Origin of the sequence: Enterobacter sp. LU1, from assembly GCF_008271405.2 — a bacterium.
In the GTDB taxonomy this organism is placed as follows: domain Bacteria; phylum Pseudomonadota; class Gammaproteobacteria; order Enterobacterales; family Enterobacteriaceae; genus Enterobacter; species Enterobacter hormaechei_C.
Genome location: NZ_CP043438.2, coordinates 3903127 through 3927165 on the forward strand (window position 1 = coordinate 3903127; position 24039 = coordinate 3927165).

General features: G+C 58.2%; 22 protein-coding genes, 1 tRNA gene and 1 pseudogene. 17 read left to right on the forward strand and 7 right to left on the reverse strand.

The window, feature by feature from the left end:
- Positions 1 to 37 precede the first annotated feature (37 nt).
- On the reverse strand, positions 38 to 2893 hold the full coding sequence (glnE, locus tag FZF21_RS18650; RefSeq protein WP_023304442.1) for a bifunctional [glutamate--ammonia ligase]-adenylyl-L-tyrosine phosphorylase/[glutamate--ammonia-ligase] adenylyltransferase: 2856 nt from the start codon (positions 2891 to 2893) through the stop codon (positions 38 to 40).
- A 21-nt stretch (positions 2894 to 2914) separates the two neighbouring features.
- Positions 2915 to 4216 carry an inorganic triphosphatase gene (locus tag FZF21_RS18655; RefSeq protein WP_017384034.1) on the reverse strand — a complete coding sequence of 434 codons (1302 nt, stop codon included), beginning with the start codon at positions 4214 to 4216 and terminating at the stop codon, positions 2915 to 2917.
- A gap of 237 nt (positions 4217 to 4453) precedes the next feature.
- On the opposite strand from FZF21_RS18655, the gene FZF21_RS18660 reads away from it, so the two are divergent.
- A complete protein-coding gene (locus FZF21_RS18660) occupies positions 4454 to 5074 on the forward strand; it encodes a TIGR04211 family SH3 domain-containing protein (RefSeq protein WP_001303390.1) in 621 nt (206 codons plus the stop codon).
- Positions 5075 to 5134: 60 nt separating this feature from the next.
- Positions 5135 to 6376, forward strand: a complete 1242-nt coding sequence (locus FZF21_RS18665) for a multifunctional CCA addition/repair protein (RefSeq protein WP_023304444.1) — start codon at positions 5135 to 5137, stop codon at positions 6374 to 6376.
- 13 nt (positions 6377 to 6389) lie between these two features.
- Here FZF21_RS18665 and bacA read toward each other — a convergent pair whose 3' ends face one another.
- Both bacA and folB read right to left on the reverse strand, forming a co-directional pair.
- Complete coding sequence (bacA, locus tag FZF21_RS18670; protein WP_003862545.1) at positions 6390 to 7211, reverse strand: undecaprenyl-diphosphate phosphatase; 822 nt, start codon at positions 7209 to 7211, stop codon at positions 6390 to 6392.
- A gap of 106 nt (positions 7212 to 7317) precedes the next feature.
- The gene (folB, locus tag FZF21_RS18675) at positions 7318 to 7686 is read right to left on the reverse strand and encodes a bifunctional dihydroneopterin aldolase/7,8-dihydroneopterin epimerase (RefSeq protein WP_017384032.1); all 369 of its coding nucleotides are present in this window, start codon (positions 7684 to 7686) and stop codon (positions 7318 to 7320) included.
- Positions 7687 to 7793: 107 nt separating this feature from the next.
- On the opposite strand from folB, the gene plsY reads away from it, so the two are divergent.
- The 10 genes from plsY to ureG all read left to right on the forward strand — a co-directional run bounded on the left by plsY (position 7794) and on the right by ureG (position 15609).
- Positions 7794 to 8408, forward strand: coding sequence for a glycerol-3-phosphate 1-O-acyltransferase PlsY (gene plsY / locus FZF21_RS18680; RefSeq protein ID WP_017384031.1), 615 nt, complete (start codon positions 7794 to 7796; stop codon positions 8406 to 8408).
- 92 nt (positions 8409 to 8500) lie between these two features.
- Positions 8501 to 9967 carry an MFS transporter gene (locus FZF21_RS18685; protein ID WP_040118127.1) on the forward strand — a complete coding sequence of 489 codons (1467 nt, stop codon included), beginning with the start codon at positions 8501 to 8503 and terminating at the stop codon, positions 9965 to 9967.
- A gap of 156 nt (positions 9968 to 10123) precedes the next feature.
- Complete coding sequence (locus tag FZF21_RS18690) at positions 10124 to 10951, forward strand: urease accessory protein UreD (RefSeq protein ID WP_015571905.1); 828 nt, start codon at positions 10124 to 10126, stop codon at positions 10949 to 10951.
- A 10-nt stretch (positions 10952 to 10961) separates the two neighbouring features.
- Positions 10962 to 11264: an urease subunit gamma gene (locus FZF21_RS18695; protein WP_003862556.1), complete on the forward strand. Its 303-nt coding sequence runs from the start codon at positions 10962 to 10964 to the stop codon at positions 11262 to 11264.
- Positions 11265 to 11274: 10 nt separating this feature from the next.
- Positions 11275 to 11589, forward strand: coding sequence for an urease subunit beta (locus FZF21_RS18700; RefSeq protein ID WP_015571906.1), 315 nt, complete (start codon positions 11275 to 11277; stop codon positions 11587 to 11589).
- Entirely contained in the window at positions 11582 to 13285 is a 1704-nt protein-coding gene (ureC, locus tag FZF21_RS18705) for an urease subunit alpha (protein ID WP_045906832.1), read from the forward strand. The genes FZF21_RS18700 and ureC overlap by 8 nt, the downstream gene beginning before the upstream one ends.
- Before the next feature lie 9 nt (positions 13286 to 13294).
- The gene (gene ureE / locus FZF21_RS18710; RefSeq protein ID WP_047057444.1) at positions 13295 to 13759 is read left to right on the forward strand and encodes an urease accessory protein UreE; all 465 of its coding nucleotides are present in this window, start codon (positions 13295 to 13297) and stop codon (positions 13757 to 13759) included.
- 9 nt (positions 13760 to 13768) lie between these two features.
- On the forward strand, positions 13769 to 14308 hold the full coding sequence (locus FZF21_RS18715; protein ID WP_015571909.1) for a HupE/UreJ family protein: 540 nt from the start codon (positions 13769 to 13771) through the stop codon (positions 14306 to 14308).
- Entirely contained in the window at positions 14308 to 14982 is a 675-nt protein-coding gene (locus tag FZF21_RS18720) for an urease accessory protein UreF (RefSeq protein WP_063946006.1), read from the forward strand. The genes FZF21_RS18715 and FZF21_RS18720 overlap by 1 nt, the downstream gene beginning before the upstream one ends.
- A 9-nt stretch (positions 14983 to 14991) precedes the next feature.
- Complete coding sequence (gene ureG, locus FZF21_RS18725; RefSeq protein WP_014071813.1) at positions 14992 to 15609, forward strand: urease accessory protein UreG; 618 nt, start codon at positions 14992 to 14994, stop codon at positions 15607 to 15609.
- Between the two features lie 72 nt (positions 15610 to 15681).
- Here ureG and tsaD read toward each other — a convergent pair whose 3' ends face one another.
- Positions 15682 to 16695, reverse strand: a complete 1014-nt coding sequence (gene tsaD, locus FZF21_RS18730) for a tRNA (adenosine(37)-N6)-threonylcarbamoyltransferase complex transferase subunit TsaD (protein ID WP_015571911.1) — start codon at positions 16693 to 16695, stop codon at positions 15682 to 15684.
- A 236-nt stretch (positions 16696 to 16931) separates the two neighbouring features.
- Here tsaD and rpsU point away from each other — a divergent pair, with 236 nt between their 5' ends.
- From rpsU to rpoD, 3 genes and pseudogenes are all read left to right on the forward strand, one after another.
- Positions 16932 to 17147: a 30S ribosomal protein S21 gene (gene rpsU, locus FZF21_RS18735; RefSeq protein ID WP_001144069.1), complete on the forward strand. Its 216-nt coding sequence runs from the start codon at positions 16932 to 16934 to the stop codon at positions 17145 to 17147.
- A 115-nt stretch (positions 17148 to 17262) separates the two neighbouring features.
- Positions 17263 to 19066: pseudogene (dnaG, locus tag FZF21_RS18740) on the forward strand (DNA primase).
- Between the two features lie 94 nt (positions 19067 to 19160).
- Positions 19161 to 21005, forward strand: a complete 1845-nt coding sequence (gene rpoD, locus FZF21_RS18745; protein ID WP_015571912.1) for an RNA polymerase sigma factor RpoD — start codon at positions 19161 to 19163, stop codon at positions 21003 to 21005.
- Positions 21006 to 21105: 100 nt separating this feature from the next.
- Here the strand turns inward: rpoD and mug are convergent, their stop codons facing one another.
- The gene (gene mug / locus FZF21_RS18750) at positions 21106 to 21612 is read right to left on the reverse strand and encodes a G/U mismatch-specific DNA glycosylase (protein WP_017384024.1); all 507 of its coding nucleotides are present in this window, start codon (positions 21610 to 21612) and stop codon (positions 21106 to 21108) included.
- Positions 21613 to 21736: 124 nt separating this feature from the next.
- Here mug and FZF21_RS18755 point away from each other — a divergent pair.
- Positions 21737 to 21812: transfer RNA gene (locus FZF21_RS18755), tRNA-Ile, on the forward strand.
- Positions 21813 to 22030: 218 nt separating this feature from the next.
- Complete coding sequence (locus tag FZF21_RS18760; RefSeq protein ID WP_023295466.1) at positions 22031 to 23200, forward strand: molecular chaperone DnaJ; 1170 nt, start codon at positions 22031 to 22033, stop codon at positions 23198 to 23200.
- On the opposite strand, the gene FZF21_RS18765 is transcribed toward FZF21_RS18760, so the two are convergent.
- The gene (locus FZF21_RS18765; protein WP_063946007.1) at positions 23201 to 23965 is read right to left on the reverse strand and encodes a siderophore-interacting protein; all 765 of its coding nucleotides are present in this window, start codon (positions 23963 to 23965) and stop codon (positions 23201 to 23203) included.
- Positions 23966 to 24039 lie beyond the last annotated feature (74 nt).

Here is a 24039-nt window from a genome sequence, read left to right on the forward strand (position 1 = left end):
TGACTCCAGAAAGATTCACAATTTGCGCGCGATAATATCACACTTGTTTTGTTACGCACGGTTCCACCAGCCACTTCTGCCAGCTTGTGGTCACCTGCGCGCGTTCATCGGCGAAACAGTCCAGCGCCACATGGCCCGGCTGTTCCTGTAAGGCCAGATGGTGCAACTCATCACGCAGCGTGGTGTAGGCGCGGGTTAATGCCTGCGCCTCCTGCTCATCCATAATGTCGTTCTGCGCCAGCAGTTCCAGTATGCGCACGTTATCCGACCAGCGGGTCAGCTTCGGCTTATCGTGCGCGTGCAGCAGCACCAGGTACTGAGTGATAAACTCGATATCGGTAATGCCGCCTTCATCGGCTTTAATATCAAAGCGATCGCGATGTTTGTTGCCAAGGTGCGCGCGCATCTTCTCCCGCATTTCCCGCACTTCGGTTTGCAGCGTACTGCCCTCGCGCGGGGTCGTCATGACCGCCTTGCGGATCGCATCGAACTGCGTTTTGAGCTGCGGATCGCCGTATACCACGCGGGCGCGCACCAGCGCCTGATGCTCCCACGTCCAGGCTTCGTTCTTCTGATAGTCGGCGAAAGCCTCCGTCGAGGTGACCAGCATGCCTGCCGCGCCGGACGGGCGCAGACGCGCATCCACTTCATACAGAATGCCGGATGAGGTGCGGGTGCTGAACAGGTGCATAATGCGCTGGGCCAGACGCAGGTAGAACTGCCGCCCGTCAATCTCACGTTCGCCGTCGGTCATGACGTCTGCCGGACAGTCGTGGAGGAAAATCAGATCCAGATCGGAGCTGTAGCCCAGCTCCCAGCCGCCCAGCTTGCCGTAACCCACCACCGCAAAACCGCGGCCTTCGCGCTCTGCAAGGTGTTTCGGCTGCCCGTAGCGGGCCACCATCTGCACCCACGCCTGATGGACAACCGCGTCGATGATCGCTTCCGCCAGCCAGGTTAAGTGATCGCTCACTTTCATTACCGGCAGGGTACCGGCGATATCTGCCGCCGCCACGCGCAGCATCTGCGCCTGCTTAAACTGACGCAGCGCCTCAAGCTGTTGCTCTTCGTCCTCTTCCGGTACGCGCAGCAGATACTGACGCAGCTCGTCGCGGTAGGCATCCGTCGCCGTAGGCTGATACAGCGTATTCGGGTCGAGCAGTTCGTCCAGCAGCAGCGGATAACGCGCCAGCTTGTTCGCCACCATCGGCGAGGCGGCGCAGAGGGAAATCAGGTGCTTCAGCGCGCCGGGAAACTCGCTTAACAGCTCAAGGTAAGTGGTACGCGTGACGATCCCGCTCAGCAGCGGCATCATGCGCGACAGCGGCACCGGCGCATCCTCGCGGGAGCAGACATCGCTCAGCAGATGCGGCATCAGATGATCCAGCACCTGACGACCGCGCGGGCCAATGGCGCGTTTGTTCAGTTCGAAGCGGAAATCGGCAATCAGCGCCACCACGCGATGGCGGGCATCGTCGCTTAAGTGCGCCAGCACCGGCGTGGTGTCATCTTCCTGGAGCGCGTCCTGCCACAGCTCGCGCCAGTGCTCGGAGAGCGCATCGTCCTGCGATTCACTTTCGTCGTCGCCGATCAGATCGTTAAAGATGCGGCGCACGCCCGCCATATGCGCTTCCAGCCGTTCCGTCAGCGCCGCCCAGTCATCCACCCGCATCCCCCAGGCCAGACGCGCCCGGTTCAGCTCGTCGCCCGGTAACGTCTGGGTCTGTTCGTCGTTGATACTTTGCAGCAAATTTTCCAGACGACGCAGGAAGAGATAAGAGTCACGCAGCGTTTGCGCATCGCCTTCCGGCAGCAGATGCAGCTGTTCGATAGCGCTCAGGGTCGGCAGCAGCGAGCGGGATTGCAGAGAAGGTTCACGCCCGCCGCGTATTAGCTGGAAGACCTGGACGATAAATTCGATCTCACGAATACCGCCCGCGCCGAGCTTGATGTTGTCTTTCAGGCCACGGCGACGCACCTCGCGGGCAATCATCCCTTTCATATTTCGCAGGGACTGGATCACGCTGAAGTCGATGTAGCGGCGGAACACAAACGGGCGCAGCATGGCGCGCAGCTCGTTGGCCCAGGCATCGTCGCTGTCACCCATGATCCGCGCTTTGACCATCGCGTAACGCTCCCAGTCGCGACCCTGCTCCTGGTAATAATCTTCCAGCGCGGCAAAGCTCAGCACCAGCGGACCGCTGTCGCCAAACGGACGCAAACGCATATCCACGCGGTAGACAAAACCATCCTGGGTGGGCTGATCCAGTGCCTTAATCAGCCGCTGCCCCAGGCGAGTAAAGAACTGGGCGTTGTCCAGCTCGCGACGACCGCCGCGCGTGGAGCCGTTCTCCGGCCAGGCAAAAATCAGATCGATGTCTGAGGAGAAATTGAGCTCGCAGCCGCCCAGCTTGCCCATCCCCAGAATCAACAGCGGTTGCGGAACCCCGTCTTCGCTGCACGGCGTGCCCCACTCTTTACAGCAGGCGGCGTAGAGCCAGTCCCGCGCGGCGACAATCAACGTCTGCGCCAGCTCGCTCAACTGCTGCAAGGTACTCTCTTCGCTCACCAGCTCCAGCGCCTGCGCCCAGGCAATGCGTACCATCACCCGGCGGCGGAACTGACGCAGTACGCGCATCAGCGTGGCTTCGTCTGCCACCTCTGCCAGCGCGGTTTGCAGCCAGCCAGCATAATGCCGCCACTCGTCAGCCTGCGGCGGCGCGCTTTCCAGCTCTGCCAGCCAGTCCGGGTTGGCGCTGACGCTCTCCTGCACAAAATCACTGAACGTGAGCACGCTTTTCGCCTGCTCGCTTAACGATGACGCGGGTAACGACTCAGGCAGGCGTTCGCAAACGGTCTGCCAGTGCTGCTGTAACTGCGAAGAAAGCGGCATATCAGGGGTTCCTTGCCAGAATTAACGTTTTCCGCTGTGCAGCCAGTACGGATCCTGCGAAATGGCCTCGTTGCGGAAATGCTCGATTTCGATCTGCTGACGGGTCTCTATGGCATGCTTCAGCCCCTGCCAGTTCTCTAGCCAGGCCTGCGCCTTCACGCCCTCATACGCACCTGACAGCAGCAACATGCTGTCGATGTTACGCGCCAGGCGGGGAAGCTGATCGCCATACTGGTCGCCCAGCGGATGCGCAAAGGTGGTTCTCAGCTCGGCCGCGTGACGGGAGAGGTGGATATCCGCAAAACGTTTGAAGTTTTCCGCGATTTTGGTCTGCCCTTTCGCATCGAGGAACGTGCGCCAGCCGCGCGTCACCAGAAACTCGGTCAGCGCCAGTTTCGCGCCGGCGTTTTGCGGGCTGTAGATCGCCGTTTGTGCCGACACGTCGGAAAGCATCAGCGTTTCGGTTTGAGTGAGCAAATCACGTAAGTGAGTGCTGGCTTTACGCGGTACAATGCCGCCAAAGAGCGTCAGGGTATGACGCACCAGCCCCATAGCGGCCAGCACCTGTTTTTTGGCATTTTTCACGTTACGCGCCCACAGCTCCTCGTGGTACTGCCACTGAGAGAGCGCCAGCTCCAGCGCCGCTTCCATGCCCTGCTCAACGGAGGCTTTCGGCACAACGCGCAGAATCGGGGTTTCTCGCAGCACGCGCGGCGCATTCCCGGCGGCCAGGTGATAGCCGCGTGCCGCTTTACTCAGGCTGCCCTGACGCAGGCCAGGCTGGTTCACCAGCTTGTGCGCCAGCTTCAGCACGTCGCTCGCCTCGCCTTCCAGCAGTTCGAGTTCCAATTCGCAGATCGGCTCCTGCTCTTCACCCGCCTTAATTTCACCCCGATCAAACGCGATCTCAATGCGGCTCTTGCCTTCCGTCACCAGCCATTTTTCGCGCCAGAAATCGGTGCTGAACAGCGGTTGCGCCTCTGCCGACAGCGTTGCGGGCAGCGTTCCTTCCGGCCACACTTCCGCCGGAAAACGATCCAGCTCAAGTTCTGGCTTACTGATGTCGATATTGTATTCCGGACGCTGGTGCAAACCGCCCACCACGCGACCGGCGATTTTCATCGTCATCTCGTAGCGCCCGTTCGCACCCCGGATGCGCAGGCCCATATCGTGGTTGCGCAGCCAGTTGTCCGGCGTTTCGTAATAGATGTTGAGCAGCTGTACGGGTTCATGGTGCTCGCCGGACAGCGTATTCAGATGCTGGCGGAGCGCGTCAGCGCTGTCTTTTTCGACGATAAACTTTAATTCGATCTCTTGTGCCATAGCCTTGTACTTTTGCGTGCGTCACAGACGCGTCGATGAAGGCGAACTTCCTCGCCATTTGTTTGTCAGTACATAGTATTTTGCGCCAAATTGCCACGCAATGAGCAATTTGACGGGCGTAAAAGTTTAAAGCGGTGGAAATCATGACACAGATGATTCCGATTGATGATGAATCCTTTGCGTAGCGACACTGATACCACTACTATCGTTCCACTTTTTATGAAAATAACGACTGATATGCTTAAATTACGCCTGATTGGACTTACTTTACTCGCTTTTAGCGCCGCAACCGCGGTCCACGCTGAAGAGAAACGTTACGTTTCTGATGAACTGAATACCTGGGTACGCAGCGGCCCTGGAGACAATTATCGCCTCGTGGGTACGGTAAATGCCGGCGAGGAAGTGACTCTGCTGCAAACCAATGCAGACACCAATTACGGTCAGGTTCGTGACAGCTCTGGCCGCACCTCATGGATCCCGCTGAAAGAGCTGAGCACGGTGCCAAGCCTGCGCACCCGCGTGCCGGACCTGGAAAATCAGGTGAAAACCCTGACCGATAAGCTGAACAACATTGACGGCACCTGGAACCAGCGCACCGCAGAGATGCAGCAGAAAGTGGCGCAAAGCGACAGCGTGATCGCCGGTCTGAAAGACGAAAATCAGAAGCTGAAAAATGAGCTCATCGTCGCGCAGAAGAAAGTGAACGCCGCGAATCTACAGCTGGATGACAAACAACGCACCATCATCATGCAGTGGTTTATGTATGGCGGCGGGGTGCTGGGCGTCGGTCTGGTGCTGGGTCTGGTGCTTCCTCACCTTATTCCAAGCCGTAAACGTAAAGACCGCTGGATGAACTAACTCGTCTTCTCTGCCACACTTACGTATCATCTTGAGAAAAGAGAAAACGGGAGTGTTGGCGTGAAGAGTTATCTGGTCGGTGGTGCGGTACGTGATGCGTTATTAGGTCTGCCGGTCAAAGATAAAGACTGGGTCGTGGTCGGTGCCACGCCCGAAGCGATGATTGACGCGGGCTACCAGCAGGTAGGCCGCGATTTTCCTGTGTTCCTCCATCCGAAAAGCCGGGAAGAGTACGCCCTGGCGCGTACCGAACGGAAATCCGGTTCCGGTTATACCGGCTTCACCTGCTATGCCGCGCCGGATGTGACGCTGGAGCAGGACTTACTGCGCCGCGATCTCACCATTAATGCCCTGGCGCAGGACGAAAACGGCCATATTATCGATGTCTACGGCGGCCAGAACGATCTGCGTGACCGTCTTTTACGCCATATCTCCCCCGCCTTTTCTGAAGATCCGCTTCGCGTACTGCGCGTGGCGCGTTTTGCCGCCCGTTATGCCCATCTCAGCTTCCGCATCGCCGACGAGACGATGGCGCTGATGACGGCCATGACCGACGCGGGCGAGCTGGAACACCTGACGCCAGAACGCGTCTGGAAAGAGACCGAAAACGCCCTGACTACCCGTAATCCGCAGGTCTTTTTCCAGGTTCTGCGCGACTGCGGGGCGCTGAAAGTGCTGTTCCCGGAAATAGATGCGCTGTTTGGCGTGCCCGCCCCGGCGAAATGGCACCCGGAAATTGATACCGGCATTCACACCCTGATGACGCTGAGCATGGCCGCCATGCTCAGCCCGGAGGTGGACGTGCGCTTTTCTACCCTCTGCCATGACCTCGGCAAAGGGTTAACGCCAAAGGAGTTGTGGCCACGCCACCACGGGCACGGTCCGGCTGGCGTGAAGCTGGTTGAAGGGCTTTGTCAGCGCCTGCGCGTGCCGAATGACATTCGCGATCTGGCAAAACTGGTGGCCGAGTTTCACGACCTGATCCACACCTTCCCGATCCTGAAACCCGCTACCATCGTCAGGCTGTTTGATAACATCGACGCCTGGCGCAAACCGCAGCGCGTGGAGCAAATTGCGCTGACCAGCGAAGCCGACGTGCGCGGCCGCACCGGGTTTGAAGCGTCCGATTATCCGCAGGGTCGTTTGCTGCGTGAGGCGTGGGACGTGGCGAAAGCGGTGCCAACAAAAGAGGTGGTGGAGGCAGGGTTTAAAGGCCCGGCGATCCGCGAAGAGCTGACGAAGCGGCGGATTGATGCGGTTGCAGCGTGGAAGGAAAAACGTTGCCCTCAGCCGAAAGACTGAGGGCGGTCGGTCATCAGAAGAAGACCACGTACACGGCAGCCGCGACGATAAAGCGGTAGATCGCGAACGGAATAAACGAAATACGCTTAATCAGTTGCAGGAAGGTTTTGATGGCGATCAACGCCACAATAAAGGCGGTGATAAAGCCCACGGCGAACATCGGAATGTCGCCCACGGTCAGGAAGCCGATGCTTTTGTAGAGATCCAGCGCGGTGGCACCCATCATCATCGGCACCGCCAGCAGGAACGAGAACTCAGACGCCGCGTAACGGCTCACGCCCATCAGCATCCCGCCGGAAATGGTTGCCCCTGAACGGGAGAAGCCCGGCCACAGCGCCAGACACTGGAAGCAGCCAATCATAAACGCCTGGCGATACGTCATATCGTCCAGACCTTCCGCACGCGGGGTTTTTGGCTTCAGCACTTCGGCGGCAATCAGCAGGAAGCCGCCGACAACCAGCGCGTACATCACGTTAATCGGGTTGAAGAGCGATTTAATGGTGTCGTGGAACACCAGCCCCAGCACCACCGCCGGGATCATCCCGAGCAGAATATGAATCAGCGTCAGGCGCCCTTTGCCCTCTCCTTCACGCTGCGGCAAACGCCCGAAGTGGATACCGATCAGACCAAACAGACGTCGCCAGAACATCACGACCACCGCCAGGATAGAGCCCAGCTGAATAACCACCTCAAACGTCTTTGCGGTATCGCCTTCAAAGCCCAGGAGATGGCCAACGATAATCATATGGCCCGTACTGGACACCGGCAAAAACTCCGTCAATCCTTCGACCACACCCAGTATTGCCGCCACCAGCAGCGAGTGCATATCGCTCATCTATAAACCCCTAAAAAGATATAAAAAAACGGTGTCCCACGCGGACAACCGTGAAAGATACAGCTTTAAGACCGATATAACCTAAAATGGTTTAGCTATTATGACGTTAAATCTTTCCTTTCAGATTTGTGCCACGCTCGATGATCACGCCTACATTGGCGGCGCGCGCCACCGCTCCCGGCTTGCTTAGCTTAATGCGCACCCATGGGGAGTTAAATCTGCTCAGCAGCAGGTCTGCTACCTCTTCCGCCACGCGTTCTACCAGCGCAAAACGTTGCCCTTCCACATGGGCGATGACCGTTTCACTGATGTCGGCGTAGCTCAGACAGTCATTCACATCATCGCTTTTTGCTGACTTGCGGTTGTCCCAGCCCATTTCGATATCGAACACCAGTTTCTGCTCGATGGTCTGTTCCCAGTCGTAAACACCAATTGTGGTGATTACCGAAAGTTGCTCTATAAATACAATATCCATCACGACCTGCCTGCTTTTTGGCTAAACCGGATACCACTTCCGGCGAATTATGCGTATTATCCACAGATGCTGAGAATACAGATACATTTTCAAAACGGAACAGCGTTATGAGTGCAATCGCGCCTGGAATGATTATCCTCGCCTACCTTTGCGGCTCAATCTCCAGCGCCATTCTGGTCTGCCGCATCGCCGGGTTGCCTGACCCGCGTGAAAGTGGTTCCGGGAATCCGGGGGCGACCAATGTACTACGAATTGGCGGCAAGGGAGCAGCCGTAGCGGTTTTGATTTTTGATGTTCTGAAAGGAATGCTTCCCGTCTGGGGCGCGTATGCGCTCGGCGTCACACCCTTCTGGCTGGGGCTGATTGCCATCGCCGCCTGCGTCGGCCACATCTGGCCCGTTTTCTTTGGTTTTAAAGGCGGTAAAGGCGTTGCCACCGCGTTTGGCGCGATTGCGCCGATCGGCTGGGATCTCACCGGCGTGATGGCGGGCACCTGGCTGCTGACCATTCTGCTGAGCGGTTATTCGTCGCTGGGCGCCATCGTCAGCGCACTGATCGCCCCGTTTTATGTCTGGTGGTTTAAACCGCAGTTTACCTTCCCGGTGTCGATGCTCTCGTGTCTGATCCTGTTGCGCCACCACGACAACATTCAGCGCCTGTGGCGGCGTAAGGAAACCAAGATCTGGACGAAGCTCAGGCGTAAAAAGAAAGACGCTCAGTAAACCGTTCGTTATGCCTTATAACCAAATGTGATTTTTGTCACCTTCTGCCTGTGGTAACTGTTAGAGACACAACACAACCACACAAAAAGAAAATGGCAGAAATCACAGATTCAACTCCCCTTCCAACGGCAGGAAATACCCCGGATGGCGACATCAAGTGGGTACGCAGCGCATCGGACGTTTCACGTCTCGTTAATGACGGCTCTCAGGGCCGGGCCAATGCCCGCATCGTGGTCGGTATCGCGCTCGGGGGAATTTTCCTCGATGCCTACGATCTCGGCGCGCTGGCATTCGGCATCAAAGACATCACCCGCGAATTTAACCTGACGCCCGCCGGTACCGGCATGGTGGCCTCGGCGATTACCTTTGGCGCGATTGTCGGGGCGCTGCTCGGCGGCTATCTTACGGATAAAATCGGGCGCTACCGCGTCTTTATGGCCGACATGGTGTTCTTTGTCGTTGCCGCTATCGCCTGTGCGCTGGCCCCGAACGAATATGTGCTTGCGGGCGCGCGCTTTGTGATGGGTCTTGGCGTTGGGATCGACCTTCCCGTCGCGATGGCGTTTCTCAGCGAGTTCGCCAGGCTGAAAGGCCCGGGGAATAAAGCCTCCAGCGTCGCAATGTGGTGCCCCACCTGGTACGCGGCCATCAGCATCTCTTATCTTCTGGTGCTCTTCTTTTACGCCGTGCTGCCGGAAAGCCACAGCGACTGGCTCTGGCGTCTGATCCTTGGCTTTGGCGCGGTGCCCGCGCTGGTGATTATCGCCATCCGCAGCCGCTATATGAGCGAATCCCCGGTCTGGGCGGCGAATCAGGGCAATCTGAAGGAGGCGGCGTCCATCCTGCGGCAGTCTTACAATATTAATGCCCACGTACCGCAGGATGCGCTCGACCAGCCCGCGCCTGTCGTGAACAAAGCAAAATGGTCGAACTACCTGAACCTGTTCCGCGGTATCTATCTGCGGCGTACCACGCTCGCCACGCTGCTGTCAGTGGTCTCCTCGTTCGCCTATAACGCCGTAGCCTTTGGCCTGCCGGTGATCATCTCCAGCTTCTTTGTGCAGTCGATGCTGACGACCATTCTGATCTCGCTGGCGCTTAACCTGCTGTTCGCGTTTGTCGGCGGGCTGCTGGCGGTGCGCTATGTTCCGCGCTTCGGCGCATGGCGGATGTCACTGGCGGGTTATGCGTGCCAGCTTGCGGCACTGCTCGGCCTGGCGCTGATTGGCCGGCCTGACGGGGCCACGGAAGGCGTGGTCGCCGTCGCGATGCTGGCGCTGTTCCTGTTTGGTCAGGGTTTTGGTCCAGGTGCGCACACCATGACGTTTGCCTCCCTGAGCTACCCGACCTCGCTGCGCGGCGTGGGTGTGGGGCTTAACCAGACGCTGATGCGCAGCAGTTCAACGCTGTCACTGTTTCTGTTCCCGCTGCTGGTCGCCTCGCTGGATACCGCCGTGTTCTGGGTGATTGCGCTGGCACCGTTTATCGGTCTGGCGTCGCTGCTGGCGATCCGCTGGGAGCCGTCGGGGTATGATGTGGATGCAGAGGATTATCGGTAGCCTTTCTTGCCGGGTGGCGCTGCGCTTACCCGGCCTACATTACTGAAACCGGTTCACATGAGCCGGTTTTTTTATCCATAAGCGACTCATATGACAGCCTTCATTTCCGCCAGGGCATACTGAAACGTACCCCGATAGTGTGGAATTGGAAGCACCATGTTAGCAACTCAGGTCACTGATAATTCATACAAAGGCTGGCAGGCCTCGCTTGCCCTCCAGTTTTGTCATACCCCTGAGAAAACCCTTCTCCATTCCGCGCGTCACAGCGGGCCGCTCACCGTTCAGCGTCCGTTTTATCCCGAAGGGGAAACCTGCCACCTTTACCTGCTGCACCCGCCAGGCGGAATTGTGGGCGGAGATACGCTGGATATTTCCGTGCGGCTCGACGCCAAAAGCCATGCCCTCATCACCATGCCCGGCGCCAGTAAGTTCTATCGCAGCAACGGCCCGCTGGCCTGCCTCAGTCAGCATTTTTACCTCGACGAAGAGGCCACGCTGGAGTGGCTGCCGCAGGACACCATTATTTTCCCCGGCGCTAACGCCGCGCTGCGTTCCGTCTTTCACCTGCACGCCACCAGCACGCTGCTGGCGTGGGAGCTGTACTGTCTGGGCCGTCCGGTGATAAACGAAACCTTCAGCCACGGCACGCTGGAGAACCGCCTTGAGGTGTGGGTGGATGGCGAGCCGCGTCTGATTGAGCGACTGCATCTCAGCGGTGGCGATCTGACGCCCGTGGCGGACCATCCGTGGGTCGGCACGCTGCTGTTCTATCCGGCCCGGGAAGCACTTCTCGACGCGGTGCGTGCGCTTCTCGCCCCGCTGGAAAACGTTGGCGGGGCGACGCTCACCGACGATCTGCTGTCGGTGCGTTTTCTCTCCCACGACAACCTGATTTGTCAGCGGGTGATGCGCGATATCTGGCAGTCGCTTCGCCCGCTTTTAACTTCCAAAACCGCCTGTTCGCCGCGCATCTGGCAAACATAAGAGAAACGCTATGGAACTGACTCCCAGAGAAAAAGACAAGCTGTTGCTGTTCACCGCCGCGCTGGTTGCCGAACGCCGCCTCGCGCGCGGGGTAAAGCTCAACTACCCGGAATCGGTCGCGCTGATCAGCGCCTTTATTATGGAAGGCGCGCGCGATGGCGAAACCGTCGCCTCGCTGATGGAAGCCGGCCGCCACGTCCTGACGCGCGATCAGGTGATGGAGGGCGTGCCGGAGATGATCCCGGATATCCAGGTGGAAGCCACCTTTCCGGACGGATCCAAGCTCGTCACCGTCCACAACCCGATCGTGTAAGGAGCGCGTGATGATCCCAGGCGAATACCGGATCCAGTCCGGAAACATTGCTCTCAACGTCGGGCGCGAAACCCGAAGTGTGATCGTGGAAAACCACGGCGACAGGCCGATCCAGGTCGGATCGCACTACCACTTTTACGAGGTCAACCCGGCGCTGAAGTTCGATCGCGAAGCCACCCGAGGTTACCGGCTGAACATCCCGGCCGGCACTGCCGTGCGCTTCGAGCCCGGCCAGAAGCGGGAAGTGACGCTGGTGCAGGTGACGGGCGCACAGCGCATTTTCGGCTTTCGCGGCGAGGTCATGGGCGAGGTGAAACATGGCTGAGATTTCACGCCAGGCGTATGCCGATATGTTCGGCCCCACTACCGGGGATAAAGTGCGGCTGGCCGACAGCGAGCTGTGGATCGAAGTGGAAGACGATCTCACGATCTACGGCGAAGAGGTTAAATTCGGCGGCGGAAAAGTGATCCGCGACGGTATGGGACAGGGGCAGATGACCGCCGACGACTGCGTGGATCTGGTGCTCACCAACGCGCTGATCGTCGATCACTGGGGGATCGTGAAAGCGGATATCGGCGTAAAAGATGGGCGGATCTTCGCCATCGGCAAAGCCGGAAACCCGGACATTCAGCCCGGCGTGACAATCCCGATTGGCGCGGCAACGGAGGTGATCGCCGCCGAAGGGAAGATTGTCACCGCAGGCGGGATCGACACCCACATCCACTGGATCTGTCCGCAGCAGGCGGAAGAGGCGCTGGTGTCTGGCGTCACCACCATGATCGGCGGCGGCACCGGGCCTGCGGCAGGCACAAACGCCACCACCTGCACGCCGGGGCCGTGGTATATCGCCCGCATGTTGCAGGCAGCCGATACGCTACCGGTGAATATTGGCCTGCTGGGTAAAGGGAACGGCTCCAACCCGGACGCGCTGCGCGAGCAGATCGTGGCAGGTGCCATCGGGCTTAAGATCCACGAAGACTGGGGCGCGACGCCTGCGGCCATCAACTGCTCGCTGGAGGTCGCTGAAGAGATGGATATTCAGGTGGCGCTGCACAGCGACACGCTGAACGAGTCCGGTTTTGTCGAAGACACGCTGGCGGCCATCGGCGGGCGCACCATCCACACCTTCCACACCGAAGGGGCGGGCGGCGGCCATGCGCCGGATATCATCACCGCCTGCGCGCACCCGAATATTCTGCCCTCCTCCACCAACCCGACGCTGCCCTACACGGTCAACACCATCGACGAGCACCTGGACATGCTGATGGTTTGCCATCACCTCGACCCGGATATCGCCGAGGACGTGGCGTTTGCCGAATCCCGCATTCGCCGGGAGACCATCGCCGCCGAAGACGTGCTGCACGATATCGGCGCGTTCTCGCTCACCTCGTCAGATTCACAGGCAATGGGCCGCGTGGGGGAAGTGATTATCCGCACCTGGCAGGTGGCGCACCGCATGAAGGTGCAGCGCGGCGCACTGCCGGAAGAGACCGGCGATAACGATAACTTCCGCGTGAAGCGCTATGTCGCCAAATACACCATCAACCCGGCGCTGACCCACGGCATCGCCCATGAGGTCGGTTCTATTGAGGCGGGCAAGCTGGCGGATCTGGTGGTCTGGTCCCCCGCCTTCTTTGGCGTCAAACCCGCCACCATCGTCAAAGGCGGGATGATCGCCTGCGCGCCGATGGGCGACATCAACGCCTCGATCCCCACGCCGCAGCCGGTACATTACCGCCCGATGTTTGGTGCCCTTGGTGCCGCACGCCACGCCACGCGGCTGACGTTTGTCTCTCAGGCTGCTGATGCCAGCGGCATTCCGCAACGGCTCGGACTGCAAAGCGCCACCGCGGTGGTGAGAGGCTGCCGGTCGGTGAAAAAGGCCGACATGATCCACAACGATTTACAGCCGAATATCACCGTTGACGCGCAAACCTATGAGGTACGCGTCGACGGCGAATTGATCACCAGCGAACCGGCAGAGGTTTTGCCGATGGCGCAACGCTATTTTCTGTTTTGAGGAGTCATGATGATCTATTTAACCCAACGCCTGGACCATGCGCATCCGATTACCGCCAGCGTCACGCTAACGATTGATGTGCGGGTAAAAAGCCGCGCCCGCGTGGCGCTGAACGACGGCCGCGAAGCCGGGCTAATGCTGCCGCGCGGCCTGCTGCTGCGCGGGGGCGACCTGCTGACTACCGACGATGGCAGCGAGGTGATCGAAGTGATCGCCGCCCCGGAGTCGGTTTCCGTGGTGCGCTGCGCCGACCCGTTCCTGCTCGCCCGCGCCTGTTATCACCTGGGCAATCGTCACGTACCGCTGCAAATAATGCCTGGCGAACTGCGCTACCACCACGATCACGTCCTCGACGATATGCTGCGTCAGTTCGGGCTGGAGGTGACCTTCGCCAGCCTGCCATTTGAACCGGAAGCGGGCGCTTACACCAGCGATGCCCACAGCCATAGCCACTCTCACGCTCATTCACATTAAGGACTCATCATGCGCAAGTACTTACCGCTGTTACTGCTGGCTTTTTCCGTTCCCGCGCTTGCCCATCCCGGCCACGGGACCGACAGCTTTCAGGCAGGATTTCTCCATCCGCTGACCGGGCTGGATCACCTGCTGATGCTGACGGGGGCTGGCGTGCTCTCCGCCCTGAGCGGCCGCAAGCTGCTGTTGCCGTTAGCGACGCTCGGCATGATGCTTGCTGGTGCCGTTGCGGGCAGCCTGCTCGGCGGCTTTAGCGGCATGGAGATGCTGATTATCGCCTCGCTGGCGGTCTGCGGCGTGATGATGTTTAAGACTGAAAATCGCCTGCTGCTGGCGGTGCCAGCCCTGGCGATGTTCCACGGCTGGGCGCACGGCGTGGAGATGTCCGGCCACAGCTTCTGGCTCTTCACCAGCGGGTTTATGTTAGCCAGCGCCACGGTGCTGTGTGCCAGCTTCGCGGCAGGGCTGCTGCTGCGCCGTCACGACGGCCTGCGTAAAACCTTCGGCGGCGGGCTGATCGTCTCCGCCCTGCTGGCGCTGATGAGCTGATGGAGCATGCCCGCCAGCGGCTGCGCCTGATGCAGCTCTCCAGCAGTAGCCTGCCGGTCGGATCGTTTACCTGGTCGCAGGGGCTGGAGTGGGCCGTTGAGGCCGGGTGGGTCACGGACGCTGAGGCCTTCAGGCGCTGGCAGATCCAGCAGATGGAGCAGAGCTTTTTCTGCGTCGACCTGCCGCTGTTTATCCGCCTGTATTGTGCCTGCGAGAAGCAGGACATCGCGGCAGCAAAACGCTGGACGGCATACCTGCTCGCCTGCCGGGAAACGCGCGAGCTGCGCGATGAAGAACGCAACCGTGGCGCGGCCTTTACGCGCCTGATTAAAAGCTGGGAACCCGCCTGCCCGCCAGAATGGCTGTCGCTGTTGATGCGAAGCCAGCTCGGCGGCATGGCGTGGCTCGGCGTGCGCTGGGGCATTAGCGCGCGCGAGCTGGCGCTGAGCCTGGGCTACAGCTGGATAGAGAGCGCGGTGATGGCGGGCGTCAAGCTGGTACCGTTTGGGCAGCAGGCCGCACAACAGCTGATTATCGACCTGAGCGACCATTTTGCCGCCGGGTTTGAACAGGCATTTTTACGTGGCGACGACGCGCTGGGGGCCGCTACGCCGCTGTCGGCCATCGCCTCCGCGCGCCATGAAACCCAATATTCACGACTATTCCGTTCCTGAGGAGTCAACATGGCTGATTACAAACATCCCCTGCGCGTTGGCGTGGGCGGCCCGGTAGGGTCGGGCAAAACCGCCCTGCTGGAAGCGCTCTGCAAGGCGATGCGCGACACCTATCACTTGGCGGTGGTGACCAACGATATCTACACCAAAGAGGATCAGCGCATCCTGACCGAGGCGGGTGCGCTGGAGCCAGAGCGCATCGTGGGGGTGGAAACGGGCGGCTGCCCGCATACCGCCATCCGCGAAGATGCCTCAATGAACCTGGCGGCGGTGGAAGCGTTGAGCGAGAAGTTCGGCAATCTGGATCTGATCTTCGTGGAAAGCGGCGGGGATAACCTGAGCGCGACCTTCAGCCCGGAGCTGGCGGACCTCACCATCTACGTCATCGACGTGGCCGAAGGGGAAAAAATCCCGCGCAAGGGCGGGCCGGGGATCACCAAATCCGATTTTCTGGTGATCAACAAAACCGACCTCGCGCCGTACGTCGGTGCGTCGCTGGAGGTAATGGAGCGCGACACTAATCGCATGCGCGGCGAGCGTCCGTGGACGTTTACCAACCTGAAGGCGGGCGACGGTTTAGCGACGATTATTGCGTTTCTGGAAGAGAAAGGAATGTTGCGGGTGTAGGGTGGTTTATTGCACGTTAGCACACGTGGATCTTGTAGGCCCGGTAAGCGCAGCGCCACCGGGCAAAGAAACTCACGCCTCAGGCAGTTCCGCCAGCGGCCAGCGCGGACGCACAGACACGCTCAGGTCAGCCGTTGCGCCGGCGTTCAGACGCACCATCCCGGCGTAGGCGATCATCGCCCCGTTATCGGTACAGAACTCCGGACGCGCATAGAACACTTCCCCGCGACGTTTTTGCATCATCTCGGCGAGCTTCGCGCGCAGCGTGCGGTTAGCGCTCACGCCGCCCGCCATCACCAGACGCTTAAAGCCGGTCTGATCCAGCGCGCGCTTGCACTTGATCATCAGCGTATCCACCACCGCGTCTTCGAACGCACGGGCGATATCGGCACGGGTCTGCTCACTGTCGTCATTATTGCGGATAGTATTGGCCGCGAAAGTTTTCAGGCCAGAGAAACTAAAGTCCAGCCCCGGACGGTCGGTCATCGGCCGCGGGAAGACAAAGCGCCCTTCCGTTCCCTGCGACGCCATTTTCGACAGCATCGGGCCACCCGGGTAATCCAGCCCCAGCAGCTTGGCGGTTTTATCGAAGGCTTCACCGGCAGCATCGTCGATCGACTCGCCCAGCAGCGCGTACTTGCCAATGCCCGTTACGCTAATCAGCTGGGTATGCCCACCGGAAACCAGCAGCGCCACAAACGGGAACTCTGGCGGATTGTCTTCCAGCATCGGCGCCAGAAGGTGCCCTTCCATATGGTGAACCGGAATGGCCGGAACATCCCACGCGAAGGCCAGCGAACGCCCTACCGTTGCGCCGACCAGCAGCGCGCCGACCAGGCCCGGCCCTGCGGTATAGGCCACGGCATCAATATCTTTTGCACTCAACCCGGCCTCTTTAAGCGCCGCCTGAATCAGGGGAACCGTTTTACGCACGTGGTCACGAGAGGCCAGTTCAGGCACGACGCCGCCGTAGTCAGCGTGCAATTTCACCTGACTATACAGCTGGTTGGCCAGAAGCCCTTTTTCGTCGTCGTAAATCGCGATGCCGGTTTCATCGCAGGATGTTTCAATACCCAGTACACGCATGACTTGTTTTACCTCGTTTCAATACCGCGCAGTGTAGAGCCTGGGCGGATTGTTGTAAAACTTTGTTCGCCCCAGGAAGAAGCCTCGTGTATACTCCTCACCCTTATTAAAGTCCCTTTCAAAATCGCATCGGTGCTTTACAAAGCAGCAGCATTTGCAGTAAAATTCCGCACCATTTTGAAATAAGCTGGCGTTGATGCCAGCGGCAAACCGAATTTATTAAAGGTGAGAGTTACATGCCGGTAATTAAAGTACGTGAAAACGAGCCGTTCGACGTAGCACTGCGTCGCTTCAAACGTTCATGCGAGAAAGCAGGTGTTCTGGCTGAAGTTCGTCGTCGTGAGTTTTATGAAAAACCAACGACCGAACGTAAGCGCGCTAAAGCTTCCGCTGTGAAACGTCACGCGAAGAAACTGGCTCGCGAAAACGCACGCCGTACTCGTCTGTACTAATCTGTTGAGGGCCACAGCCCTCAATTGACAGACAGAGTTGTAGTCGTAAGGCCGTGCTTCCGGAAGGAATGCGCGGCTTGTTTTCGTTTATAAGTCGCTTAAATTTTTGGGGCATATGGCCGGAAGAATCCCACGCGTTTTCATCAATGACCTGCTTGCCAGAACCGATATCGTCGATCTCATCGACGCGCGGGTGAAGCTAAAAAAGCAGGGCAAGAACTACCATGCGTGCTGTCCGTTCCATAACGAAAAAACCCCCTCTTTCACCGTAAACGGTGAAAAACAGTTCTACCATTGCTTCGGCTGTGGCGCACACGGTAATGCCGTCGATTTTTTGATGAACTACGACAAGCTCGAGTTCGTTGAAACCGTCGAAGAGCTGGCGGCGATGCATAACCTTGAAGTGCCGTATGAAGCAGGCAGTGGGCCAAGTCAGATCGAGCGCCATCAGCGGCAAACGCTGTACCAACTGATGGATGGCCTGAATTCGTTTTACCAACAGTCTCTTAAGCACTCTGCGGCTGAGCCTGCGCGTCAGTATCTGAACAAGCGCGGACTGAGTGACGATGTGATTGCGCGTTTCGCTATTGGTTACGCCCCGCCCGGCTGGGACAACGTGTTAAAGCGTTTTGGCGGCAATAGTGAAGATCGTAAATCCCTCATCGACGCAGGCATGCTGGTCACCAACGACCAGGGACGAAGCTACGACCGCTTCCGTGAACGGGTGATGTTCCCGATCCGCGACAAGCGTGGCCGGGTGATAGGTTTTGGTGGTCGCGTGCTGGGCGATGCCCTGCCGAAATACCTTAACTCCCCGGAAACCGATATTTTCCATAAGGGCCGCCAGCTTTACGGTCTTTATGAGGCACAGCAGGATAATGCGGAACCTCCGCGTCTTCTGGTCGTCGAAGGCTATATGGATGTTGTTGCGCTGGCGCAGTACGACATTAACTATGCCGTTGCGTCGCTGGGAACGTCCACCACGGCGGACCATATCCAGCTGCTGTTCCGCGTCACCAACAACGTGATTTGCTGTTACGACGGTGACCGCGCAGGACGCGACGCCGCCTGGCGAGCGCTGGAAACCGCGTTGCCGTATATGACCGACGGGCGTCAGCTACGCTTTATGTTCCTGCCCGACGGTGAAGACCCGGATACGCTGGTGCGTAAAGAGGGCAAAGCGGCGTTTGAAGCGCGGATGGAGCAGGCTCAGCCGCTCTCCACGTTTCTGTTTAACAGCCTGATGCCGCAGGTTGATTTGAGTACCCCTGACGGGCGCGCGCAGCTCAGCACGCTGGCGCTGCCGTTAATCAGCCAGGTGCCCGGCGAAACGCTGCGCATCTATCTGCGTCAGGAGTTAGGCAACAAGCTCGGCATTCTGGATGACAGCCAGCTTGAACGTTTAATGCCGAAACAGGCTGAAAACGGCACGGTACGCCCCGCGCCTCAGCTAAAACGCACAACCATGCGTATACTGATAGGGTTGCTGGTGCAAAACCCCGAACTTGCTCCGCAAGTGCCGTCGCTGGCGGGTTTGAACCACGAAAAATTGCCCGGGCTTGGCTTATTTTCAGAATTGGTCAACACTTGTTTGTCTCAGCCAGGTCTGACCACCGGACAACTTTTAGAGCATTATCGCGGCACAAAAGAGGCCGCTACCCTTGAAAAACTGTCGATGTGGGACGATATAGCAGATAAGGATATCGCAGAAAAAACGTTCACCGACTCGCTCAACCATATGTTTGATTCGATGCTTGAGTTGCGCCAGGAAGAGTTGATAGCTCGCGAGCGCACCCATGGCCTGAGCAGCGAAGAACGCCGGGAGCTCTGGATGATTAACCAGGAACTGGCGAAGAAATAAAAAATTTAACGGCTTAAGTGCCGAATATCGATCGGGAAGCCCCCGGCAGCCGCACTGAGAGGCAGCGGCAAAAATATAAGTACGCCCTCGCTTTAAAGGTTGGCAGCCCATCGCCGACACCAATCAAACGAATTAAGTGTGGATACCGTCTTATGGAGCAAAACCCGCAGTCACAGCTGAAACTTCTTGTCCAACGCGGTAAGGAGCAAGGCTATCTGACCTATGCCGAGGTCAATGACCATCTGCCGGAAGATATCGTCGATTCAGATCAGATCGAAGATATCATCCAAATGATCAATGACATGGGCATTCAGGTGATGGAAGAAGCACCGGATGCCGATGATCTGTTGCTGGCTGAAACCTCCAACAACACTGACGAAGATGCGGAAGAAGCTGCTGCACAGGTCCTGTCCAGCGTGGAATCTGAAATCGGGCGTACCACTGACCCGGTCCGCATGTACATGCGCGAAATGGGTACCGTTGAACTGTTGACCCGCGAAGGCGAAATTGACATCGCAAAACGCATCGAAGACGGGATCAACCAGGTTCAGTGCTCTGTTGCCGAATACCCGGAAGCGATTACCTATCTGCTGGAGCAGTACGATCGCGTCGAAGCGGAAGAAGCGCGTCTGTCCGATCTGATCACTGGCTTTGTCGACCCGAACGCTGAAGAAGATATGGCGCCAACCGCCACTCACGTCGGTTCTGAGCTGTCTCAGGAAGAGATGGATGACGACGAAGACGAAGATGAAGAAGAAGAGGACGACAGCAGCGACGATGACAACAGCATCGACCCTGAACTGGCGCGTGAGAAGTTTGCCGAGCTGCGTACCCAGTACGAAGTGACGCGTGACACCATCAAAGCGAAAGGCCGCAGCCATGCCGCCGCTCAGGAAGAGATCCTGAAGCTGTCTGAAGTGTTCAAACAGTTCCGCCTGGTGCCAAAACAGTTCGACTACCTGGTGAACAGCATGCGCGTGATGATGGATCGCGTACGTACCCAGGAACGTATCATCATGAAGCTGTGCGTTGAACAGTGCAAAATGCCGAAGAAGAACTTCATTACCCTCTTCACCGGCAATGAAACCAGCGAAACCTGGTTCAACGCCGCTATCGCGATGAACAAGCCGTGGTCTGAAAAGCTGCACGACGTGAAAGAAGACGTACAGCGCGGCCTGCAAAAACTGCATCAGATTGAAGAAGAGACCGGCCTGACCATCGAGCAGGTGAAAGACATCAACCGTCGTATGTCCATCGGTGAAGCGAAAGCCCGCCGTGCGAAGAAAGAGATGGTTGAAGCGAACTTACGTCTGGTTATCTCTATCGCCAAGAAATACACCAACCGTGGCCTGCAATTCCTGGATCTGATTCAGGAAGGCAACATCGGTCTGATGAAAGCGGTAGATAAGTTTGAATACCGTCGTGGTTACAAGTTCTCCACCTATGCTACCTGGTGGATCCGTCAGGCGATCACCCGCTCTATCGCAGACCAGGCGCGCACCATCCGTATTCCGGTGCATATGATTGAGACCATCAACAAACTCAACCGTATCTCTCGCCAGATGTTGCAGGAGATGGGCCGCGAGCCGACGCCGGAAGAGCTGGCTGAACGCATGCTGATGCCGGAAGACAAGATCCGTAAAGTGCTGAAAATCGCTAAAGAGCCAATCTCCATGGAAACGCCAATCGGTGATGATGAAGATTCGCATCTGGGTGATTTCATCGAGGATACCACCCTCGAGCTGCCGCTGGACTCTGCCACCACCGAGAGCCTGCGTGCCGCTACGCACGACGTGCTGGCTGGCCTGACCGCCCGTGAAGCCAAAGTGCTGCGTATGCGTTTCGGTATCGACATGAACACCGACCACACGCTGGAAGAAGTGGGTAAACAGTTTGACGTTACCCGCGAACGTATCCGTCAGATCGAAGCGAAGGCGCTGCGTAAGCTGCGCCATCCGAGCCGCTCTGAAGTGCTGCGTAGCTTCCTGGACGATTAATCGGTCCTGAAATGAAAAAGCTCCCAATCGGGAGCTTTTTTTGTTTATTCCCTCTACCTGTGGGAGAGGGTCAGGATGAGGGCATCAAACCGCAGAGGAGCTAAAGCCCCCTCACCACCAGCGCCTCATCCAGTTCCCGATACGCCTCCACCAGCTTGTCCAGCGTCGCCCTGTTCAGCCCACTCGGGTTCGGCAGCACCCACACCTGCGTTACGCCAATGGTAATGTTCTGCTTACCCCAGCTGGCGCCGCGCTGGCTGAACGCCTGCTCGTAGGCCTGCTTGCCGAGGATCGCCAGCGCCGCGGGCTGATAGTCTTCAATTTTCGCGATCAGCTCACGTCCGCCAGCGCGCAGCTCATGCAGATTCACTTCGCTCGCCTGCACCGTGGGTCGCTCGACCAGCATGGTGATGCCACAGCGCGTATCCAGCAGCTGCTGCTCTTCTTCCGGCTTAAGCTGTTTGTCGGTAAATCCGGCCTGGTGGATCACCTTCCAGAAGCGATTTCCCGGATGAGCAAAGTGAAAACCGGTGTGCGCCGATGACTTACCCGGATTGATACCGCAGAACACCACCCGCAGGCCAGGGGCCAGAATATCGTTGATCATCTCTACTCCTGTCTATGCATCATAAGATAAGTATAAAGGATTGATTATGCGTTGTTTATAAAAACAGCAGGCAGGTGTGAATGGCTGGATTGCTGAGGGGAGTTACTTTATAATTCACCGCCACGGCCCCTTAGCTCAGTGGTTAGAGCAGGCGACTCATAATCGCTTGGTCGCTGGTTCAAGTCCAGCAGGGGCCACCAAATTTTAGCTTTATAATCATCCAGTTAAGCCACTCGATTGAGTGGCTTTTTTGTAAGTAATCCACCACACGTAGCCCGGCCTGCCGCTTCCCCTCACAAACCCTAAAAACTAAAGAAATCCCCCATCGCGCCGATCATCATCCGTGTGTATTATTTCCTGTAGCTTTTACAACAACTAACCTTAACTCAAATACTTAAGCGCCAGAGCGAAAGGCATCATGAGCACACCGATCAAACGGCTAGAAATCATTAAAAATGCCATTGAGCTGGAAGATGACGACATCATCCGGAGCCAGCTGAAACGTCTCAAAGAGGAAGCCTTTGACGATGATCTCCTGTCCATCGTCGCGGCGCTTGAGCAGAAAAACTACACCGCAGCCCTTCGCGCTATCACCGCCTGGCTGCAAAGCCAGCGCGCCGTTACCCCGTGGCGTGACCCACAGCTGGCGGCCAGCAAGCTGGAGCTGAAAGCCCTGGAAGAGCGTCTGCGCGATCTGATTGATCGCCGTAACGCCCGGGTACAGCAGCTAGATGAGTTCAACGATCTCTATTTCTCCCGCCTCGGGCCGTTGATGCAGCAGATCCTCGCCCTGCGTAAAACGCTGGCGGAGCTTAACCTGCGTCGTCAGCAGGCGGAGACGCGTCGTCGGGAAGAGGATTACCGCCGCTGCCAGGACTATATGGCGCAGGCCGTAGAGGTTCTGACAACGCTCACCCGGCGCTGGCGAGATCTGCCTGCGGATTCCGTTCAGGCGGCAGAGGCGCGCAAACATCTTCAGCAGCAAAGCAATCTGATTGCCAACCTGCTGGCCGAAGCAATGGAGCTGGAGACCGGTTTAACGCGTGAAGAAGAGCCGGCACGTCAGGCGCGCGATGAGGCCAACGAAGAGTACAAGAAGTATCGCGAACAGCATCATGATGCCGAAGTTCGCCTGCGTAAAGGCAAGGATCTCTCAGAAGAGGATCGGAACGAGCTGAAGCGGCTCTGGCGTCAGGCGAGCAAGCTATGCCACCCGGATCTGGTTGCCGATGATTTAAAAGAGGAAGCCAACAGGATGATGGTGCAACTCAACCAGGCCAAACAGCGCGGCGACGTGAAGGCCATTCGCTCGCTGGTCGCCCGTCTGCAACAAGGATTCGAACCGATGATGGCAAGCGACAGGCTGAACGACCTGGAACGTATTCGTAAAAAGATGGCGCAGGTGCGTGAGCAAATCGACACCCTGGTGAACGAGCTGGCAGAGCTGGAGAAAGAAGAGTCCTGGCTGCTCGTCTCGTCGCTCAGCAATATGGAAGCCTACTTTGCCCAGCAGGAGAAAGCGCTGAAAGAGGTATGCGCCTCGCTCGAACATCAGGTGAGCGAAGCGCAGCTGGATCCCGCTGCCTGATTATTTGGCGTGCCAGTACGCGCTGGCACGCACCAGCTGCGGGTCAATTGCGTCGCCTTCAAACTGACGGCTCAGGCGTTTCACCACCTTCCCCTCCCCGGTCAGCCAGATAAAGTAATCCTCTTCCGGCACGGCCAGCGCGGAAAGATGGTCGGCCACCGCCTGCTCGTTGTGGCCGATAACCCAGGTGATGTTGAACCCGCTCAGGTGCGCCAGATAGTCCTGGTACGCCGCATCGCCCACGGTGACGATGGCGTGGATCGCCGGGCGAACAGGCAGTTTTGCGATGCCTTCTAAACGGCGGCGCAGCGCGGGCATCCCCGACTCGTCGCACACGTACAGCTGCCAGGCGTAATCTTCCGGCACCACCAGCGAACCGCGCGGCCCGCCGATGGTCAGCTTGTCGCCCACCTTAGCCTCCACCGCCCAGTTGCTGGCAATGCCGCCATCATGAACGAAGAAATCGAGCGCCAGCTCATGTTTTTCGTCATCGTACAGCGGGGTATAGTCACGCGCCTGCGGACGCACGCCGTCGCCCCAGTCGATGCCTTCATCGGTCACCACAGGCGGCACGAAAGTGGTGCCCGGTGCCGGGAAAAAGACTTTGGTATGGTCGTCAAAGCCGCGAGAGCTAAAGCCCTCCAGCGCCTCGCCGCCTAGCACAATGCGCTGAAATCCTGCGCTGACTCGCTCAGTGCGCAGCACGTTCAGCTCACGAAAACGCAGGTCATTGCGGACACGTTGAGGGTAACGGGTAGATGCCATGTTGATGCCCTTCTCAGGTGAATACGATATATCGGAATGAATTTTTAATGATAATGATTGCTATTAACTAAGAA

What these genes read in the sequence shown, in the direction of transcription:
- glnE (WP_023304442.1), bottom strand. Translation starts at nt 2,893, where the DNA reads ATGCCGCTTTCTTCGCAGTTACAGCAGCACTGGCAGACCGTTTGCGAA.
- FZF21_RS18655 (WP_017384034.1), bottom strand. Translation starts at nt 4,216, where the DNA reads ATGGCACAAGAGATCGAATTAAAGTTTATCGTCGAAAAAGACAGCGCT.
- FZF21_RS18660 (WP_001303390.1), top strand. Translation starts at nt 4,454, where the DNA reads ATGCTTAAATTACGCCTGATTGGACTTACTTTACTCGCTTTTAGCGCC.
- bacA (WP_003862545.1), bottom strand. Translation starts at nt 7,211, where the DNA reads ATGAGCGATATGCACTCGCTGCTGGTGGCGGCAATACTGGGTGTGGTC.
- folB (WP_017384032.1), bottom strand. Translation starts at nt 7,686, where the DNA reads ATGGATATTGTATTTATAGAGCAACTTTCGGTAATCACCACAATTGGT.
- plsY (WP_017384031.1), top strand. Translation starts at nt 7,794, where the DNA reads ATGAGTGCAATCGCGCCTGGAATGATTATCCTCGCCTACCTTTGCGGC.
- FZF21_RS18685 (WP_040118127.1), top strand. Translation starts at nt 8,501, where the DNA reads ATGGCAGAAATCACAGATTCAACTCCCCTTCCAACGGCAGGAAATACC.
- FZF21_RS18690 (WP_015571905.1), top strand. Translation starts at nt 10,124, where the DNA reads ATGTTAGCAACTCAGGTCACTGATAATTCATACAAAGGCTGGCAGGCC.
- FZF21_RS18695 (WP_003862556.1), top strand. Translation starts at nt 10,962, where the DNA reads ATGGAACTGACTCCCAGAGAAAAAGACAAGCTGTTGCTGTTCACCGCC.
- FZF21_RS18700 (WP_015571906.1), top strand. Translation starts at nt 11,275, where the DNA reads ATGATCCCAGGCGAATACCGGATCCAGTCCGGAAACATTGCTCTCAAC.
- ureC (WP_045906832.1), top strand. Translation starts at nt 11,582, where the DNA reads ATGGCTGAGATTTCACGCCAGGCGTATGCCGATATGTTCGGCCCCACT.
- ureE (WP_047057444.1), top strand. Translation starts at nt 13,295, where the DNA reads ATGATCTATTTAACCCAACGCCTGGACCATGCGCATCCGATTACCGCC.
- FZF21_RS18715 (WP_015571909.1), top strand. Translation starts at nt 13,769, where the DNA reads ATGCGCAAGTACTTACCGCTGTTACTGCTGGCTTTTTCCGTTCCCGCG.
- FZF21_RS18720 (WP_063946006.1), top strand. Translation starts at nt 14,308, where the DNA reads ATGGAGCATGCCCGCCAGCGGCTGCGCCTGATGCAGCTCTCCAGCAGT.
- ureG (WP_014071813.1), top strand. Translation starts at nt 14,992, where the DNA reads ATGGCTGATTACAAACATCCCCTGCGCGTTGGCGTGGGCGGCCCGGTA.
- tsaD (WP_015571911.1), bottom strand. Translation starts at nt 16,695, where the DNA reads ATGCGTGTACTGGGTATTGAAACATCCTGCGATGAAACCGGCATCGCG.
- rpsU (WP_001144069.1), top strand. Translation starts at nt 16,932, where the DNA reads ATGCCGGTAATTAAAGTACGTGAAAACGAGCCGTTCGACGTAGCACTG.
- rpoD (WP_015571912.1), top strand. Translation starts at nt 19,161, where the DNA reads ATGGAGCAAAACCCGCAGTCACAGCTGAAACTTCTTGTCCAACGCGGT.
- mug (WP_017384024.1), bottom strand. Translation starts at nt 21,612, where the DNA reads ATGATCAACGATATTCTGGCCCCTGGCCTGCGGGTGGTGTTCTGCGGT.
- FZF21_RS18760 (WP_023295466.1), top strand. Translation starts at nt 22,031, where the DNA reads ATGAGCACACCGATCAAACGGCTAGAAATCATTAAAAATGCCATTGAG.
- FZF21_RS18765 (WP_063946007.1), bottom strand. Translation starts at nt 23,965, where the DNA reads ATGGCATCTACCCGTTACCCTCAACGTGTCCGCAATGACCTGCGTTTT.